At 44.2% G+C, this 17,164-nt stretch carries 16 protein-coding genes; 10 read left to right on the top strand and 6 right to left on the bottom strand.

The genetic code is table 11. From position 1 onward, the window contains the following. Positions 1–33: 33 nt before the first annotated feature. Both AB4167_RS20700 and AB4167_RS20695 read right to left on the bottom strand, forming a co-directional pair. Positions 34–2,061: a cache domain-containing protein gene (locus AB4167_RS20700; protein ID WP_017059613.1), complete on the bottom strand. Its 2,028-nt coding sequence runs from the start codon at positions 2,059–2,061 to the stop codon at positions 34–36. Continuing rightward, entirely contained in the window at positions 2,051–3,514 is a 1,464-nt protein-coding gene (locus AB4167_RS20695) for a sigma-54 dependent transcriptional regulator (protein WP_029235435.1), read from the bottom strand. The genes AB4167_RS20700 and AB4167_RS20695 overlap by 11 nt, the downstream gene beginning before the upstream one ends. Before the next feature lie 303 nt (positions 3,515–3,817). On the opposite strand from AB4167_RS20695, the gene AB4167_RS20690 reads away from it, so the two are divergent. The 6 genes from AB4167_RS20690 to AB4167_RS20665 all read left to right on the top strand — a co-directional run bounded on the left by AB4167_RS20690 (position 3,818) and on the right by AB4167_RS20665 (position 9,301). Then, positions 3,818–4,624 carry a substrate-binding domain-containing protein gene (locus tag AB4167_RS20690; RefSeq protein ID WP_017059611.1) on the top strand — a complete coding sequence of 269 codons (807 nt, stop codon included), beginning with the start codon at positions 3,818–3,820 and terminating at the stop codon, positions 4,622–4,624. A 321-nt stretch (positions 4,625–4,945) separates the two neighbouring features. Next, the gene (locus AB4167_RS20685; RefSeq protein ID WP_017067174.1) at positions 4,946–5,644 is read left to right on the top strand and encodes an ABC transporter permease; all 699 of its coding nucleotides are present in this window, start codon (positions 4,946–4,948) and stop codon (positions 5,642–5,644) included. Positions 5,645–5,654: 10 nt separating this feature from the next. Further along, entirely contained in the window at positions 5,655–6,374 is a 720-nt protein-coding gene (locus tag AB4167_RS20680) for an energy-coupling factor ABC transporter ATP-binding protein (RefSeq protein WP_004733775.1), read from the top strand. Next, a complete protein-coding gene (gene mobA / locus AB4167_RS20675) occupies positions 6,352–6,936 on the top strand; it encodes a molybdenum cofactor guanylyltransferase MobA (protein ID WP_004733776.1) in 585 nt (194 codons plus the stop codon). Before AB4167_RS20680 ends, mobA begins: the two co-directional genes overlap by 23 nt. Beyond that, the gene (locus AB4167_RS20670) at positions 6,936–8,753 is read left to right on the top strand and encodes a bifunctional molybdopterin-guanine dinucleotide biosynthesis adaptor protein MobB/molybdopterin molybdotransferase MoeA (protein ID WP_372136964.1); all 1,818 of its coding nucleotides are present in this window, start codon (positions 6,936–6,938) and stop codon (positions 8,751–8,753) included. Before mobA ends, AB4167_RS20670 begins: the two co-directional genes overlap by 1 nt. A gap of 281 nt (positions 8,754–9,034) precedes the next feature. Then, complete coding sequence (locus tag AB4167_RS20665) at positions 9,035–9,301, top strand: DUF2960 family protein (RefSeq protein WP_017063882.1); 267 nt, start codon at positions 9,035–9,037, stop codon at positions 9,299–9,301. A gap of 178 nt (positions 9,302–9,479) precedes the next feature. Here AB4167_RS20665 and nagK read toward each other — a convergent pair whose 3' ends face one another. Then, positions 9,480–10,388 (bottom strand): N-acetylglucosamine kinase, encoded by a 909-nt coding sequence (gene nagK, locus AB4167_RS20660; protein ID WP_050621335.1) that lies wholly within the window; start codon positions 10,386–10,388, stop codon positions 9,480–9,482. Positions 10,389–10,551: 163 nt separating this feature from the next. After that, entirely contained in the window at positions 10,552–11,298 is a 747-nt protein-coding gene (locus AB4167_RS20655; RefSeq protein WP_372117823.1) for a tRNA-uridine aminocarboxypropyltransferase, read from the bottom strand. Between the two features lie 68 nt (positions 11,299–11,366). Here AB4167_RS20655 and AB4167_RS20650 point away from each other — a divergent pair, with 68 nt between their 5' ends. Beyond that, positions 11,367–12,176, top strand: coding sequence for a sterol desaturase family protein (locus tag AB4167_RS20650; protein WP_372136963.1), 810 nt, complete (start codon positions 11,367–11,369; stop codon positions 12,174–12,176). Positions 12,177–12,291: 115 nt separating this feature from the next. Here the strand turns inward: AB4167_RS20650 and AB4167_RS20645 are convergent, their stop codons facing one another. Then, positions 12,292–14,337, bottom strand: coding sequence for a methyl-accepting chemotaxis protein (locus tag AB4167_RS20645; protein ID WP_372136962.1), 2,046 nt, complete (start codon positions 14,335–14,337; stop codon positions 12,292–12,294). Between the two features lie 104 nt (positions 14,338–14,441). On the opposite strand from AB4167_RS20645, the gene AB4167_RS20640 reads away from it, so the two are divergent. Further along, positions 14,442–14,927: a C40 family peptidase gene (locus AB4167_RS20640; protein WP_017059602.1), complete on the top strand. Its 486-nt coding sequence runs from the start codon at positions 14,442–14,444 to the stop codon at positions 14,925–14,927. Between the two features lie 107 nt (positions 14,928–15,034). Here the strand turns inward: AB4167_RS20640 and AB4167_RS20635 are convergent, their stop codons facing one another. Then, entirely contained in the window at positions 15,035–15,379 is a 345-nt protein-coding gene (locus tag AB4167_RS20635; protein ID WP_010440912.1) for a DUF3802 family protein, read from the bottom strand. A gap of 585 nt (positions 15,380–15,964) precedes the next feature. Between AB4167_RS20635 and AB4167_RS20630 the strand changes: the two genes are divergently transcribed. After that, positions 15,965–16,831, top strand: a complete 867-nt coding sequence (locus AB4167_RS20630) for a fructosamine kinase family protein (RefSeq protein ID WP_017059601.1) — start codon at positions 15,965–15,967, stop codon at positions 16,829–16,831. Between the two features lie 63 nt (positions 16,832–16,894). After that, positions 16,895–17,098: a CPXCG motif-containing cysteine-rich protein gene (locus tag AB4167_RS20625; RefSeq protein WP_017059600.1), complete on the top strand. Its 204-nt coding sequence runs from the start codon at positions 16,895–16,897 to the stop codon at positions 17,096–17,098. Positions 17,099–17,164: the final 66 nt, after the last annotated feature.

Here is a 17,164-nt window from a genome sequence, read left to right as displayed (position 1 = left end):
TTAATTTTCCGGATTGGTATGAGTTCTTAGAACTTATAGGTTTGATACAAGCAATTGAGGTGTCGCTTTCTGTTGAAGATAGATACTAAAGCAACTTCCCTTACCTACCTCAGATTCAACTCGGATCTCGCCGCCAGTTTGGCTCAATATACTCTGAGATACTGACAACCCTAAGCCCGTGCCATCTCGTTTGGTGGTATAGAAAGGCGAGAAGATACGTTTCAGTTGTTCTTCCTTAATACCGCAGCCTTCATCTTGAACATGAACGATAGCGCCATGAGACACACCATTTTCAACCCAGTCTTCACTCGAAATGGTTAACGTGCCCTGACCGTCCATTGCATGAATCGCGTTCATTTGTAGGTTAACCAGAATCTGTAGCAATTGGTTTCGATTGACCTCGACTGAGGTTTTAGCGTTCAGCTGCGATACGTACACAATGCCTTTCTTCTTCGCACCTGTTTTTACGAGCGTAATACTTTCATCCACTATTGGGTTGATATGTTGCCACGTAATTTCGTCTTGTACGCCGCCGTGACGGCTGTATTGAAGCAGGCTTCGTGTGATATTTCGAATTCGGTCAATCTGCTCCATGATCGCGTGGACTTCCTCATCTACACGGCTCACTTCATCGCCCAGTTCAAACTTCATCAGTTCAACGTTGCCAAGAATCACGGCGGTTGGGTTATTGATCTCATGAGCAATACCTGCCGTTAATTCACCTAACGCGGCCAGTTTTTCATTGACCACCAGCTTATCTCTGGCTTGATTGAGAAGCTTGATGTGCAGTTCAAGTTCTTCAGTTTTCTCTTTCAAACTCGCGGTACGAGAATGCACTTTGCACTCTAGTTCAGACGCCGCTTGTTGAATCTCTTGATTACGCTCGTGCAGTAGATCCAACATCTTATCGAACTGTTTAGCGAGCAGTGTCAGTTCGTGTTGATCATCCAAACCTAGCGTACCAATTCGCTTGTCTTGCCCCATCTGGACTAGCTTGACGACCTTATGAATGCGTTCGATTGGGTTGAAAAGATCACGTGCGCCACGGTGAACGATCAAACCGGATGCCAACAGAAGCAACACAATGGTAATGCTAATTTCGCCAAGGTTGGTCAAGTACGTTTCTATCAGCGGCCAAATCAAATAACCGGTGTAAAGCATACCAATCACATTATTAAACTGGTCATGGATTGGTTGGTAAGCTGTGATGTACCAAGCATCGTAAACATACGCTCGATCTAGCCACTCTTTACCTTCATTCAAGACTTTCGAGTGAACCTCGTGAGAAACACGTGTACCAATGGCGCGCCCTACACTGTCTTCACTGCTCAAAGGCACGTTGGTGCTAACACGAAGATCATCAAGGAAAACCGTGACCGTTCCTATATGACGATTAAAACCTTCTCGTTGTGGATAGATAAGGTTACTGATTTGGTCAACAAGTTGAGTACTGTTATTCAGTAAGATCCCACCATCCAGAAAACCAATCACATGATCATGTTCATCTTTGATGGATACAACGGTTCGGCTTACCAATCCGCGAGTCTCGACCTCTTGCCCGTTGAGCATCGGAACTTCCGCTTTTTTAGCGAGGTCACGATCGAGATAATTGAGTTCGTTACGGCTTAAGACACTGAAAAATGAAGGCTTGTGAGTTAAGTTTAGATATTCGAGTTTCTTTTCCATGCTCTCGACACTGCGCCAGCGCAGAAAATCGAGCTCATAGCGAGATTTGTTCTCAGACACCCAGCGCGTTAGCTCTTCGTGTGAAAGATCACTCGCAAGTTTGGTTCGAAAGTTATAAGACTCGGCAAACGCACGAACGTTGTATGCTTGCTGATTTTGGATCAGGTGAATACTGTTATCGGCAACATCCAAGCGTTCATCAACATCAATCAGAGCGCCCTGCCACGTGTAATGTATTGACCAATACAGTGTGATAGCCACAAGCGCGCACAAGGTCAGAATGATCGGAGCTGATGTTAGGAATAATAATCGGTAGCGAACCATGGTTTTGAATCGGAACGCCCACTTTGACCACCAACGACGTCTAATCGGCATATTCAGAGCCTTCTGTGTTCCAATCTTTGTACTTACGCTCTAGCGTTTTACGTGCGACGCCAAGATCTCTTGCAGCTGCCGATTTATTGCCATCATGAAAACTAACCAGCTGTTCTATATGAGATTTTTCTACTTCTTTGAGTGTCCAAGTGTTTGGATAACCCTCGGCAGCGTCTGCATTATTCAAGTTTGGCATTTCCGCACCATGTGACACCGTCACTGAAATGCTAGCGGGAACAGGATCACCATTAATCTCGCGCCAATAGTGTGCTGGTGGCTTGTCTAAAAGAATGCATCGTTCGACTAAGTTTTTAAGTTCACGAATATTTCCCGGCCATTCGTATTCGTTCAACGCCAAGATATCTTCATGTGCCCAATTTGGAACTGGCATGCCAAGCTCGCTCGATAAAAGACGAGTAAAGTATGGAACAAGTTCAATCAGGTCTGACGGGCGCTCTCTCAATGGCACCACATCAATCTTAAGTACATTGAGTCGGTAGAACAGATCGCGGCGGAAGTGCCCTTTATCGACCTCTTCTTGAAGATTTCGGTTGGTCGCCGCCACCACTCGTACGTCAACGGAAATTTCCTTTTCGCTACCGACTGGACGAATGGTTCTTTGCTCTAACACGCGTAGCAATGCAGCTTGCATTGGCAGTGGCATTTCACCAATTTCATCAAGGAACAAGGTGCCACCACTTGCGACTCGGAAAAGACCTTCACGGTTTTTCTTCGCACCAGTAAATGCGCCTGATGTATGTCCAAACAGTTCACTTTCTAGAAGCTCTGGAGCAATCGCACCACAGTTGATTGGCACAAATGGACCTGTGCGTTTACTGGCTTCATGTACACCACGAGCAACCAGCTCTTTGCCGGTACCCGACTCACCTTCTATCAAGACGGACGCTCGAGACGGTGCAAATTGACTGATCAGCAATTTAAGTTGTTTGGTCTTGTCTGAATTGCCAATCAGTTCAGTCTTGATATGACGACTCACATCACGCTTCAACGCGTACTGCATTCTTTGGTCGAGTCGCTTATCCATACAACGCAGAACCGCTTGTATCATCTGTTCGAGGTTGAACGGCTTAAGAATAAAATCTGAAGCACCAAGCTTAAGCGCGGATATGGTCATCTCTAGATCGGCATAACCCGTCATGAAAATCACATCGGCGCGTTTGTCGTTGTCGTTAAACGCCTCTTCCCACTCAATGCCAGAGCGGCCTGGTAGGTTGATATCAAGGACAATCAGATCAAAATGTTCGCTCGAACGCAGCGTTTCAGCCTCTTCAACCGATCCTGCGCTCGACACCTTGCCAAAGAACTTACCTAGTGCTTTCTTTAAGATAGCCTGCATACCCAATTCATCATCGACGACCAAAACGGAAAAGGCCTGATACTGAGTCAATGTGTTCGGGTTGAGATTGGATGCAGATGAACTAGGTAAAGACATAATGATTAGCCGGTGAGAAAAGTTGGGACAGAGTGTACCAATTAACCTTTTCTCCAACAGGGACAATGTGCGACATTTTGTCCTAGCTCATGTTTTGATTCATTTTAGAGGGCTAAATGACGCAGTTTTGTCCGAAATAACAGCAATTTAATGAGATCTGATGCATGATTTATTGGCATTAAGATTGCTTATAAGGTGTAGATTTCTAATTACAACAATTAGCGTCTTATGCACATGCCCTTTTTTGAGCCCTTTAAAACTGAAGGCATGTCATTCATTTATAACAGAATGGACATAATAATAATGAAAGCAATTCCCCTAACTATTGCAGCTCTATCTATCGTCAGTTACACGGCTAGCAGCGCGGAAGACACCACCCATATCAAATTGGCGACAACCACAAGTACTTATCACTCTGGTCTACTGGACTACTTATTGCCTGAGTTCGAAAAAGATTCTGGTATCAAGGTTGATGTTCTAGCTGCGGGTACCGGTAAATCACTTCGCATGGGCGAAAATGGTGATGTTGATTTGGTAATGACTCACGCACCAAAAGCTGAAGCGAATTTCGTAGAAAAAGGCTACGGCGTTTTACCTCGTAAGCTGATGTACAACGACTTTGTGATTGTGGGCCCTCAAAGTGACCCTGCAAAAATTGAATCTCAAAAAGCAGTGGCAGATGTGTTCAAAGCGATCGCGACTAATAACGTGACGTTTGTGTCTCGTGGCGACGACTCTGGTACTCATAAGAAAGAGATGGGCATTTGGGCGCAAACTAAAATTGAACCAAATTTTGGTGGTTACCGCAGTGTTGGTCAAGGTATGGGCCCTACTCTGAACATGGCGTCTGAAATGCAAGGCTACACCATGACAGACCGTGGCACATGGTTGGCTTACCAAAACAAACTGGATCTTAAAATCCTTTTCCAAGGTGACAAGAACCTATTCAACCCTTACCAAGTAATCCTTGTTAACCCAGAGCGCTACCCAAGCATTAACTACCAAGCAGCGAAAGTATTCAGTGATTGGTTGGTGAACCCTAAAGGTCAGAAACTGATTAACGACTTTAAACTGCATGGCAAACAGCTGTTTGTTGCAAGCGCAGAATAGTTTGTTGTAAGTGAACCGTCGTTTTCTGTAAGTAAAAGTAGCGCTAAGGGTTCAACCCGAATCAATTAGCGCTACGCTTAACTAAACAGTTAACGAAGCACCTAAGCAATATCGCTTTAATAACTATCTTGTTTAACAGCAGGTCGCTATAAAGCTGTCTCGCTTTAATAGCGTTCACGCTTAACAACACATTCATGCTTAGAAACACAATCATGCTTAAGAGCAATCGCTGACCAATACACACTCAAATAGTTTGGGTCAGCTATGATTAACATCAGTCATTACCGATAAAACCTATTATCGATTTACACGAGATACTTCATGACCCTATGGCAAACAACGATTGATGCAATGAATCTACTTGTGAGCTTTGACCACGAATTGTGGAAAATCGTCGCGGTATCCTTCAGCGTATCTTTGTCCGCCATCTCATTGGTGATTGTTCCTGCAATCCTTATGGCTTTCTTATTGGCTTATACCGAGTTCCCCGGGAAATGGGCTCTGCTTTCAGTGATCAACACCCTGCAAGCGATCCCTACTGTGGTTATCGGTTTGTTGATGTACATGATGCTTTCTCGCTCTGGCCCGTTAGGTGATTGGCAATTGCTGTTCACCCAAAAGGCGATGATTCTAGGTCAAATGGTGATCTGTTTCCCTATCCTAGTTGCGATGATGCATGGCGCTCTGCAGGCCAGTGACCGCCGTGCGGTAGAAACAGCGCGCACACTTGGCGTATCAACAACACGCGTGGCGTGTACCTTGATTTGGGAAACGCGTTTTCCTCTGTTGGCTGCAACCATTGCTGCCTTCTCTCGTATCGTGACAGAGGTAGGTTGTTCAATGATGGTAGGTGGCAACATTATGGGGATGACAAGAAACATCCCAACAGCTATTGCCATGGAAAGCCACAAAGGCGCATTTGCTCAAGGCGTCGCCCTCGGTATGGTGTTATTAGCATTGGCATTAGCCCTTAACTTTTTCCTTTCCAGTGTGAGAGGAAAAGGCTATTTAAGAACTTAGGAACGCTGTCATGAGTATAAAAATAACAACGCAGCAAATTTCAATGCGCTACAAAGAGCGTGTTTTGTTCCATATTCCCGAATTGTCGATCGGCCCCAACGATGCCATTTATCTCAAAGGAGATAATGGTGTGGGTAAAACGACCCTACTTAAAATATTGTCTGGATTGATTCAGCCCAGCTCTGGCCGCATTCAGTCTCCGACACAAAGCTGGCAGCAGATCTTATTCCCTAGGCTCAAGTTCAAAGACATTATCTACCTGCATCAAACCCCCTATCTTTTTGATGGTTCGGTGTACCAAAATGTCGCTTATGGCATTCGCTTTAACAAAGAGAGCCAAAAAGATAAGCGAGCTCAAATAATTAATGCATTGAGAATGGTAGGTTTAGAAACCTTGGCAGATGAACACATTTCTGTGTTGTCTGGTGGTGAGCGTCAACGCGTTGCAATGGCACGAGCCTGGATTCTTAAGCCGTCAATCTTGCTTATGGATGAACCAAGTGCCTCTTTAGACAAAGAATCTATTGAAAGATTGGTGATAATGGCCGAAGATCTTCTTCAAAGAGGCGCGAGTTTAGTCATCACTAGTCACCAAACTAACGCGTTAACCGACTTATGTAAGAAGCAATGGTGGATCAAAGACAATACTTTGACCGAATCGCCGCTTCTGCAAGTTATTCAGAAAGATAAAGCACAAGAGAATATTTATGCTGCTTCCAACGCAAACTAGTTGGGTTATTTTGGCTGGCGGACAGGCCAGCCGCATGGGCGGAAAAGATAAAGGACTTGTTGAGCTCAACGGTTCTCCGCTTATTCAATACGTTATAAACAAGCTGTCACAGCAAGATGTCAGCATCACTATCAATGCCAACCGTAACTTAGACAGTTACCAAGCATTTGCTCCGGTTGTTTCCGATTCCTTCCCTGACTATCCAGGTCCATTGGGCGGCATTCATGCTGGCCTTAAAAACGCGAGTACAGACTGGGTCGGCTTTGTCCCTTGCGACAGCCCACAAATCAGTGACGACCTTGTTGAGCGTTTTTGTTCTGCAGTTAAAGAAGACAGCGACATTCTTGTCGCGCATGATGGCGAATTTAAGCAACCTGTATTCACCCTATTCCACAAACGTGTTCTACCAAAGTTAGAAGCGTTTTTGGAACGTGGTGATCGTAAAATCATCTTGCTATACAAAGAGTGTGTTACCGAATACGTTGATTTCAGCGATTCTCCTAACTGCTTTGTTAATCTCAACACGCCAGAAGAACTCACCCAATTCGGAACGCTTCAATAATGAAAGATTCTAAACAACGCCCTAACCTTCCTTTATTGGGCTTTGCTGCTTATAGCGGTACAGGCAAAACGACCGTACTTGAAGCCCTGCTTCCTCTGTTGACTGATGCGGGTTTAAAAGTTGGCGTGTTAAAACATGCTCACCACGATTTTGATGTCGATAAGCCGGGTAAAGACAGTTACCGCTTACGTAAAGCGGGCGCGAACCAAATGTTGATTGCTTCTCGTAATCGTCACGTGATGATGACAGAAACACCAGAAGCCGAAGCAGATTTTTATTACCTACTGACTCGATTTGATACCAACACGCTTGATCTGATTTTGGTTGAAGGCTGTAAGAACATCGCCTTCCCTAAAATTGAACTGCACCGAGATGAAGTGGGCAAACCTTGGTTATATCCAAACGATAACAACATTATTGCTATCGCGGCAGACAGCCAAGTTGAATCAGAGCTGCCACAAATGGCGATCAGCGACTTAGAAGCGATTCGTGATTTCATCATCGATTACGCGCAGTCCTTTGACCTTGTCTCTACAACAGGCAGAGCCGTGTCATGCTCACCTTCAAAAGACGCAGCGCCAGCTGTTTGTTGTGATTCGTTCTCTCCTGCAGGTTTAACCGTTACTCAAGGCCAACAAAAGATTGTTGATAGCATTGACGCACTCGATCTCACAGAGAGTGTTGAATTACTGCAAGGCTACGGCCGCGTGCTGGCTGAAGATGTGATTTCGCCAATCAACGTTCCTCAGAATACCAACTCTGCAATGGACGGTTATGCAATTCGTAGTGAAGATCTAGAATTGGACAGTTACAACATCGTTGCTGAAGTCATGGCGGGTCACAGCTACGAGCAAATCGTGCAACAAGGTGAAGCCGTTAAAATCATGACCGGCGCACCAATGCCAGAAGGCGTTGATGTTGTCGTGATGCGTGAACAAGCCGTCCAAGATGGCGATAAAGTTAGCTTCCCTGATGCTAAAATCTCGGTTGGACAAAATGTCCGTATGGCAGGTGAAGATTTAGAAATCGGCCAACCTGTCTTTACACGTGGCACACGCATTGAAGCGCCAGAAATGGGCATGATGGCGTCGTTAGGTTTTGGTACCTGCCCTGTTCTGCGTAAAGTGAAAGTGGGTGTGTTCTCTACGGGTGATGAAGTTCAAGCGCCGGGTCACGAGCAAAAACCAAACTCTATCTATGACTCAAATCGTTTTACTATTATCGGCATGCTTCAAAAGCTCGGCTGTGACATCGTCGATTACGGCATCATTGAAGATGATGAGCAGAAGATGATGGATGTGCTGCATTCTGCGTCGCTTGAAACCGATATGGTTTTGACTTCTGGTGGTGTGTCTGTTGGTGATGCGGATTACATCAAGCTTGCGTTGGATAAGCTCGGTCAAATCAACTTCTGGCGTATCAACATGCGTCCAGGTCGCCCACTGGCTTACGGTAAAATTGAAAACAAACCGTTCTTTGGTTTGCCGGGTAACCCAGTTGCAGTAATGGTGTCGTTCATTAACTTTGTTGAGCCTGCGATCCGCAAGCTCCAAGGTCAAACGAACTGGACGCCAGTGAAAGCAAATGCTGTAGCAACTGAACAACTGCGCTCACGCCAAGGCCGTACTGAATTTAGCCGTGGTGTGTTCTCGATGAATGAATCTGGCGTGCTTGAAGTGAAAACAACGGGCAAGCAAGGTTCAGGTATTCTGCGTTCAATGAGTGAAGCGAACTGCTTAATCGAAATATCTCCAGCAGTTGATACTGTGAAAGTTGGCGAGACAGTGACGATCATTCCTCTGCAAGGTCGCGTTTGATTCAAAGCTCAAACACTTAAATTGACTTAGCTGCTTTTTAATTGACTTAGAAGATCTTCGCCAAAACATAAACGAAGCCCCTATATAGATTTTTCAATACTAAGGGGCTTTTTGTTCTTTTCGTTTCGAGAAAAACAACCTGTTCGTTACCTAAAAGACAAATAGCTCAAATTACGCTAAACGTTTAGAACGATAATCTTAAGATTTCTTACCATTACCTTGAGCCACGTACGGTTTTTATGTAGAGTGCGCGCAAAGTAATAATTCTATTGGAGAGCACCATGGCTCGTACCATTCTGTACACTTACAAAGACGAAGACAAAGAGTTACTGTTTTCAAAACAAGAACACCGCACGATCCAAGAAGCTGTTGCTGCAGCTGAAGGCATCGACATCTCTGAGTATCTAAAAACTGAGCAACAGCTTGAGTTGATTTCTGATACTAAAGCGGTTCGCAACTACCAAGACAACTACTTCCGCAAGCTTGGCTTTACTAAGCTTACGTTGAAGCAAAAAGACAACCTTGGTGTTGGTAAAAAGAAAAAATAATCCCTCTTGGTTCTTTTCTTGATATATCGCTTCTAGCTTTTCGTTTGTAGTTAAGCTCTTAGAGCGAAAGAAACGAAAACACTGAACTATAAAAAATGCCGCAACCTCTTTCGAGATTGCGGCATTTTTATTTATGCTTTTAACTATCTAACCTTAGCTAGCTTAACTTAAGTCACGACTACTTAATGTTAAGGAATGCAGCACCACGAACGCCGCCTGAATCACCATGCTTCGCTTTGATGATCTTTGGACATTTCGCTACAGACAATAGGTATTTAGGGATACGTTTTGGCATCTCTTCGTAGATAAGTTCGAAGTTTGAAAGACCGCCGCCCAATGCAACTACGTGTGGATCAAGACCGGTAAACAGGTTCGCGAAACAGATAGCCAATAGCTCCATGAAACGATCAACGTGCTCAGCCGCTTTTGCTTCACCTTCGTTGTACGCTTGAATGATCTCGATCGCTTTCTTCTTCTCACCGAAGTAGTGCTCGTAAATCAATTCAAAGCCACGACCTGATAGGTAGCTGTCTAGACAACCTTTCTTGCCACAACCACAGCCTAGTAACGGTGCGTTGTCGCCAAGGTGGAACCAAGCATCAATAGGAAGACGCATATGGCCCAGCTCACCAGCAACGTGGTTACGACCAGAGAACACTTTTCCTTCGTAAACTAAACCGCCACCAAAACCAGTACCTAGAATTAGGCCTGCTACTGATGGTTCGTCTTTAAGCTCGTCATCCCACGCTTCTGAAAGCGCAAAACAGTTCGCATCATTTTCAATTTTTACACTACGACCAATAAGCGCTTCTAGGTCTTTACGTAGTGGTTTTCCCGTTGAAGCTGGCACGTTAACAACCAGCATTGTGCCGTCGTCAGCATCTTCCATGCCAGGAAGACCAAGACCAATTTTACCTTCGCAAGAAAATTCGTTGTCGTACTTCTTCACCAAACCGGCAATCGTATCAAGTAGCAGTTGATAATCTTCAGTAGGCGTTGGTACGCGTTCTGTTGCTACTCGCTCAAGTTTTTCATTGAACGCACCAAATTCAATTTTTGTGCCGCCAACATCGAAGCCGTAATACATGAAATCTCTCCAATTTTTCCCTAAATTCGGGCAAATAAATTTTTCAAATTAAACATCTAGGACGCATTATCCATAACACTCCCCCTACAAACCGTGATGGATAACAAACTTATCTCGTGTTCGAATCTGTTTGAACAACAAGTCAGCACAAAGCGGTTAAAGGTTAGAGTGACGTCTCATTTTTAGTGTGCTCTATGAAAGCGTTCAGGCTTGGTTTGGTTGGATCGGACTTATAACGCGTCTTACTTAGCATGTAGCTTTCACGAAATGTCTCAAACCACAGCTGTAAAGTCTTTGCGCCCTGCTCTTCACCAGCCTGTTTCAAAACCAAGCTCGCTACTTCTGCAGTCGAGAGATGTTGTTCGTTGTCTGACTTACGCATCATGTATTGCGAAACCGATTCTGGTTCGATCGACAACACCGGTAAGTCTTGCAGATACTCTGAACGACGGAAAATACGTCGTGCTTCACGCCAACTACCATCAATAAAGATCAGCAACAACGTCTTGTTCGAATCTCGCATCTCACCAAGGTCAGCAACCACGCGTGATTTGTCATCAGTATAATCTTCAGGAAATACCACGACAGGCTGATATTTATCGTCTTTCAGCACATCAAGCATCTCTTGATTCGGTTCAGTGCGGTGCCAAAGGTAGGCATAGCTGTCTTTAACGGTATCAAGGATTAAACGGCCGGTATTACTTGGCTTAAGTATTTCATTGTCCGATAAGATCAACATGGTCGCGACGTTCGTATTTACGTCTGGTTGATGTTCACAGATACAGCTGTCTTGTTTGATTTTACAGAACTGACATCGAACCACTTTACACCCGCGCGCGTTAAACGGCTTGGTAGAAAGAGACAAACGGTGTTGATATAAACGGTGAAAAGCGTGGATTCTCATGGACAATAACGATAAATCTAGAAAAGTGGCACGATTGTACTTACAGTGTCCCTAGAATGATAGAAGGAATTCCCATGCAAGACCCATCACTGCTTCGCCTTGTTTTCTTTATTAGCGCTTTTGTTTTGTGTGCGTTGTGGGAATACCGTTTTCCACGTAAAGCACTGACTCAAAGCAAATGGTTTCGCTGGGGAAACAACTTTGCGTTAGTCGCTTTGAACAGCTTTCTATTGGCCACTATAATTCCTATCGCAGCATTTCAAGCGGCGGTTATCGCACAAGAAAACCAATGGGGTCTGTTCAATACCCTGTCACTTCCGAAAGAATTGACCATTCTGATCTGTGTATTGCTCTTGGATTGTGCCATTTACCTACAGCACTTGGTGTTTCACCGTGTTCCTTGGTTGTGGAAGCTACATCGAGTCCACCATGCGGATCTAGATATCGATGTCACAACCGGAACGCGCTTTCACCCTATTGAGATGATTCTTTCAATGCTCATCAAGGTGAGTTTGGTGATCGCACTTGGTGTGCCTGTCATTGCTGTCGTGATCTTTGAAATTGTTCTTAATGCGAGCGCGATGTTTAACCATAGCAATGCACGTCTTCCGCTATGGTTCGATAAACGATTGAGAAAAGTGATTGTGACACCAGACATGCACCGCGTTCATCACTCGGTCATTGTTAAGGAAACGCACTCAAACTTTGGCTTCTTTTTATCAGTGTGGGACATCTGGTTTAAGACTTACCGCGCCCAACCCAAGCTTGGTCATGACAAGGTGCATATTGGTGTTCCCGAGATTCAAGATGGTAAAGAGCAACGGCTAGATTTAATGTTACGCCAACCATTCGCTTCCTTCCCTCATTCCAAAGACAAGACCTAACGCCTCAAGAAAATAATAAAAAATGGCGCAAACTCATAAGAGATTGCACCATTTTTATATGCGTAGCTTCTCACCTTTCAGCGGCAATTCCCACTTCCGGACGACGTTTACACACTTACTTCAATACGTACTTATGAAGCATGGCTTGTTGGTGCCCTGCTATCTCTCCGACTTGCTCTGAACTCTCGATCATAGATTCAAGTTGCAGCTTAGTATTCTCGCCCTGCTCAGATACTCGAGTGATTGAATGGGTAACATCGACAGTTGCACGAGCTTGTTCTTCGGTAGCCACCATGATTTGCTCAACACGCCCTTTGATCTGGCTAACCGCAAATTCTATTTTCTCGAAGGCTTGTCTTACATCACCACTGGTTTGCAGTGCATTGGCCATCTCGCTTCTCGATTCCGTTACAGAAGCACGTGAGCGATCTGCTGCCGCTACTAGTTCGTTCATCATGCTACGAATATTGGTGGTTTGCTGGGATGTGCCGCTCGCCAATTTACGCACTTCGTCTGCAACTACCGCAAAACCTCGACCTTGTTCACCTGCTCGCGCCGCTTCTATCGCAGCGTTCAGTGCCAATAAGTTGGTGTTTTCAGCGATACCACTGATCATGTCGACCATTTCACGAATCTGTTTCACTCGACCATCCAAGTCAGCCATCGACTCTTCACTCATGCTAAGAGAGTGCTCAAGCGCTTGTAATCGTTGTTGGTTAAGGCCAACAACTTGGCTGCCATTCACTGACTCATCTTCTGCTATTTGAGCATCGTCGTTCGATGCGTTAGAGATACGAGCAATCTCACCAATCGATGCTTCCAGCTCCGTAATGGTGGTGATCATATTCTGAAGTGATTCGTTCTGCTCGTTCAAGCTCGAATTGGTTTGCTCTGCAGCGTCGTGGCTTACTTCTGCCGTTTGATAAAGCGTCTCACAGTTGCGCGTTACTAAACGAACCGAATCTGCGGTTGAATCAACGACCGTATTGAGTTTTGAAGTAATAACTTGCAGCTCTAGCGGCCCCAGTAATTCACTCTGTTTAGAGAAGTCATGATCTGCCAGTGAACTCAACTGTTGAGTTATGTTTTTAAGCCCTTTATTCATCCAACGGCGTAACACGAACCATGAAATCACAATGATTACGGCAATCACTAGCCCGCTGATAAACAACACACGATCAATATTGGTAATGGTTTGATTTACAACCAGTTCACTTTCATCAATCAGGTGGGAAGCGGTGGAAGACAGCTGATTCAATGTGCTAATGACGGTGTTCGCTAAGTTAATGACTTGCGTTAAGTTTTGCTCTTGCTGCTGAACCAGTTCGAGTTTCAAGAGGATCTGTTTGATCACGCCTTCTTCGGTAAAGCCTTCTTTCACCATCTCGTAAGGCGCCGTCAAGCTCGCGAACTCAACGATGTCTGGATGCCAATCGGCAAAATCGCTGTAAGCCAAGTTAAGGCCTGCGATTCGGTTTCTCAATTGACGGTATTCGTCTTGTGCTTTATCAATGTCAGGTTGCATCATCAACATCAAGAAGGTGTTCGCCATAGCAGACGCACTGGATGTGAATCGGTTCGCTGCATCGCTCGCTTCTGGGTTGTCTTCAACCAAGAATGAGCTGATTCGATTCATTTCTGGTCCGATAGATCCAACGCCATAACGGAACTCGCCCATTTTACTGTCGATCAGATTTTGCTTACTTTGAATCTCAATCTGCGCCAGCAGTACCGTGTTGGTCATAGCTTGCAGTTGCGCCATGTCATCGACAAGGATTTGTTGTTGCTCTAAAGAGATCGCATCAGGAAAAGATTGGGAAATAAAAAGAAGTTCCTCTAGCGTGGTATTGCTCTCTGTCGCGAGTTGGTCAATTGAGCCCCTTGTGGCATTCAGTGTATCTAAGTCGGTTGATTGGGTGCTGTAAGTGAGAAGTTTTACTTGTTCTAATACGCTTTGCGTTAATTCGGCGTTATGTAGAGCAAGGGGTAATGCTTGTTCCGAGAGTGCATCAAAATGTCCCCCGACCCGTTCAACGCCCCGAATGCTAACCATTGATAAAAAAGTAACAAGTAAAAGAATGGAAATAAATACAGCAGTGACGGTTTGAATGAGCGAGAATGTATAACGTGAGGGTTTTATTGATAAATTTGTGTCGGGCATGTGAAATCCAGTTTGACTACGAAAAGAGATATCCTTAAGTTAGGTCGTATACTAGAAGTCCTTGATGACGTTTTTATTTCAGTTTTTTGTCAGAAGAGTTACATATGAAAATCAGAAAAATGGCTGTAGTTACAATAACTTTAGCAACATTGGCTGCTTGTAGCTCGTCACCTTCGCCTTCTCAGCTTAGTCAAACCGCACAGAAACCCCTATCAAAGTCAGAACAATTGACTACAAACGCTTATATGAGCGTGTATGAACAGTGGAAAGGCGTGCCATACCATTTCGGTGGGACCTCATTTCGAGGTATAGATTGCTCTGCTTTTGTTCAAATCGCAGTGCAAAATGCGACTCAACAAGCTCTACCAAGAACCACAAAAGACCAGAGTAAAAAGGGAAAAGAAATTGCGTATGGGCAGGCAACAAGCGGTGACTTGGTGTTTTTCAAGACTTCGATGACGGTGCGACATGTAGGCGTTTATTTAGGAAACAACCAATTTCTACATGCCTCGACATCGAAAGGTGTGATTATTTCTAGGTTAGATAACCCTTACTGGGCATCCAAGTTTTGGCACTTTAGGCGTTTATAGCGGTTCGAAAGATAAACCGCTGAGCGAGGTAACTCTAGAAAGATACGACTTAAACGCCCGTTGTTATTATGCTGATTAATTACGACGATAAATGAGCAAACAAACCGTTAATCGTATTTAGCAACAGCAGTATCAAACAGGTTCTTCACTAACGCGATGTACTCATCGAGGAATACAATTTGTTCGTTAGTCGCTTTCTTAGCCCACACACCCGCTAATACTTCACCAAGATCCGCTACGACGGCATCTGCTTCTTTCAAAAGTTGAAAACGAACGCTCGAATGCAACTCTGGGTTTTGCTCGAAAATAGCCATGATGTTTGTTGAAATCATGTCGGTAACAATGTCTTCGACACTTTCGTTTCCAGTATCACCATTACTATTGGTAAACACATCAAGGTTGAATGATAGGTGCTCGATTAAAGCCAAATAGCCATCGGTTTCTACAACCACAATAATTCTCCGTTTTAAGCTCTAGAGCAGATTAATACGTACTTGCCTAATACTATGTAAATGAAGCTATTTGTCATCACTTTATTGCCCAAAACCACATTTAAATGATCCTAGTTAGTATTTCAGCTTAAAATTAAATCGATATAGCTTTATGTGGTATACCTGCCTACTTACGACATAAGTAAATTCACGCTAAAGAAGTGTAAGACAAACTTTGAAGCAAAGTATTGCGCCAGTTAACAATAGCCCTTTCAACTTACTCTAAAAGCTCATTTGATTTAGTCGCTAGACAATAACAAGCTCAAACCTCTTTTCCAGTTTGTGGCGTTCAAAACCGTTTCGATTGTGAGACCAGTTCCAAACTATTTCATCACGTCAGGTTTTCAATTTATGTTTGTATTTCAAAGAGCTTGAATCAGTTCGAGTTCACAATTCGGCCAATTGATTCTACGTAAGATGAAGAAGAGCTAAGAACATTGACGAGTGCGTCTATAAATTGTTCAGATTTATCCTAAACTATTGCTATTAAACAAACAGTATTTCTAACCTTCAATCTTTTTAACTTTCAGTCTTTGAGGATTTCCTATGTGGCAGGCCATTTCTCAACAACTTTCAGATACTCTTCTATTTAACTTTCAGATTACTGAACGTACCAAGGTTTCTGGTGGCGACATTAACGATTGCTATATGATCAGCGATGGTAATGAGCGTTACTTTGTGAAAGTGAATCAGCGAGAATTTTTACCTAAGTTTGAAATTGAAGCTGAGAACTTACGCTTGTTAAGAGAAACCTCCACTGTTTACGTTCCTGAGTTGGTGCTTATTGGCAAAACCAAAGAGTGCTCGTTCATTATTCTGAATTACTTGCCGACCAAACCGCTCGAGACGGGCAACAATAGCTTCGATTTCGGCGTTCAGCTTGCGCGGCTTCATCAATGGGGCGAGCAAAAAGAGTTTGGTTGCGACCAAGACAACTATATCGGCAGCACACTTCAACCCAACCCTTGGCATAAGAAATGGGGTCGCTTTTTCTCTGAGCAACGCATTGGTTTCCAACTGCAACTGCTCAAAGAGAAAGGCATCGAGTTTGGTGATATCGATGACATCGTTGATGTGGTGAATATGCGTCTTGCTGGCCACAACCCTCGCCCTTCTTTGCTTCATGGGGATCTTTGGAATGGCAATGTTGCTAACTCTGCGTTTGGCCCAATTTGCTACGACCCTGCTTGTTACTGGGGGGACCATGAGTGTGATTTGGCGTTAACTGAATTGTTTGAAGGTTTCCCTAAAGAGTTTTATGAAGGTTACCAGAGCGTCAATCCACTCGACGTTGGCTATACTGATCGGAAAGACATTTACAACTTGTACCATCTTCTTAACCACTGCAATCAATTTGGCGGCGAATATTTAGCACACACTGAAGCATGCATTCAGAAGATACAGGCCGTTTAATACCAATTACAGCTGTTTATAACCGAATACGATTGGTATCAGTTACAGTGAGGAGAATTTGCCATGCATAAATACACAGAGAAACATGTCTCCTGTCCGCATTGTGGGCACGGTATTAACATCACGCTTGATGCATCTAATGGTAGCCAAGACTTCTATGATGATTGTCCAGCGTGTTGCAATGCCATTCATTTGGATATGCAGGTTGACGAAGTAAGAGACAGAATCAACCTTTCGATTGATGCCGATGATGAACAAGTATTCTGACAATCAGTTTCTCGTTTAAACCATGATCAAAAAGAGCACCTCACGTGCTAATGCCGTTCACTTAAG

This window comes from Vibrio sp. 10N.286.49.E11 (genome assembly GCF_041469505.1).
Lineage (GTDB): Bacteria > Pseudomonadota > Gammaproteobacteria > Enterobacterales > Vibrionaceae > Vibrio > Vibrio crassostreae_C.
This window is presented reverse-complemented; position numbering and strand designations above follow the sequence as displayed.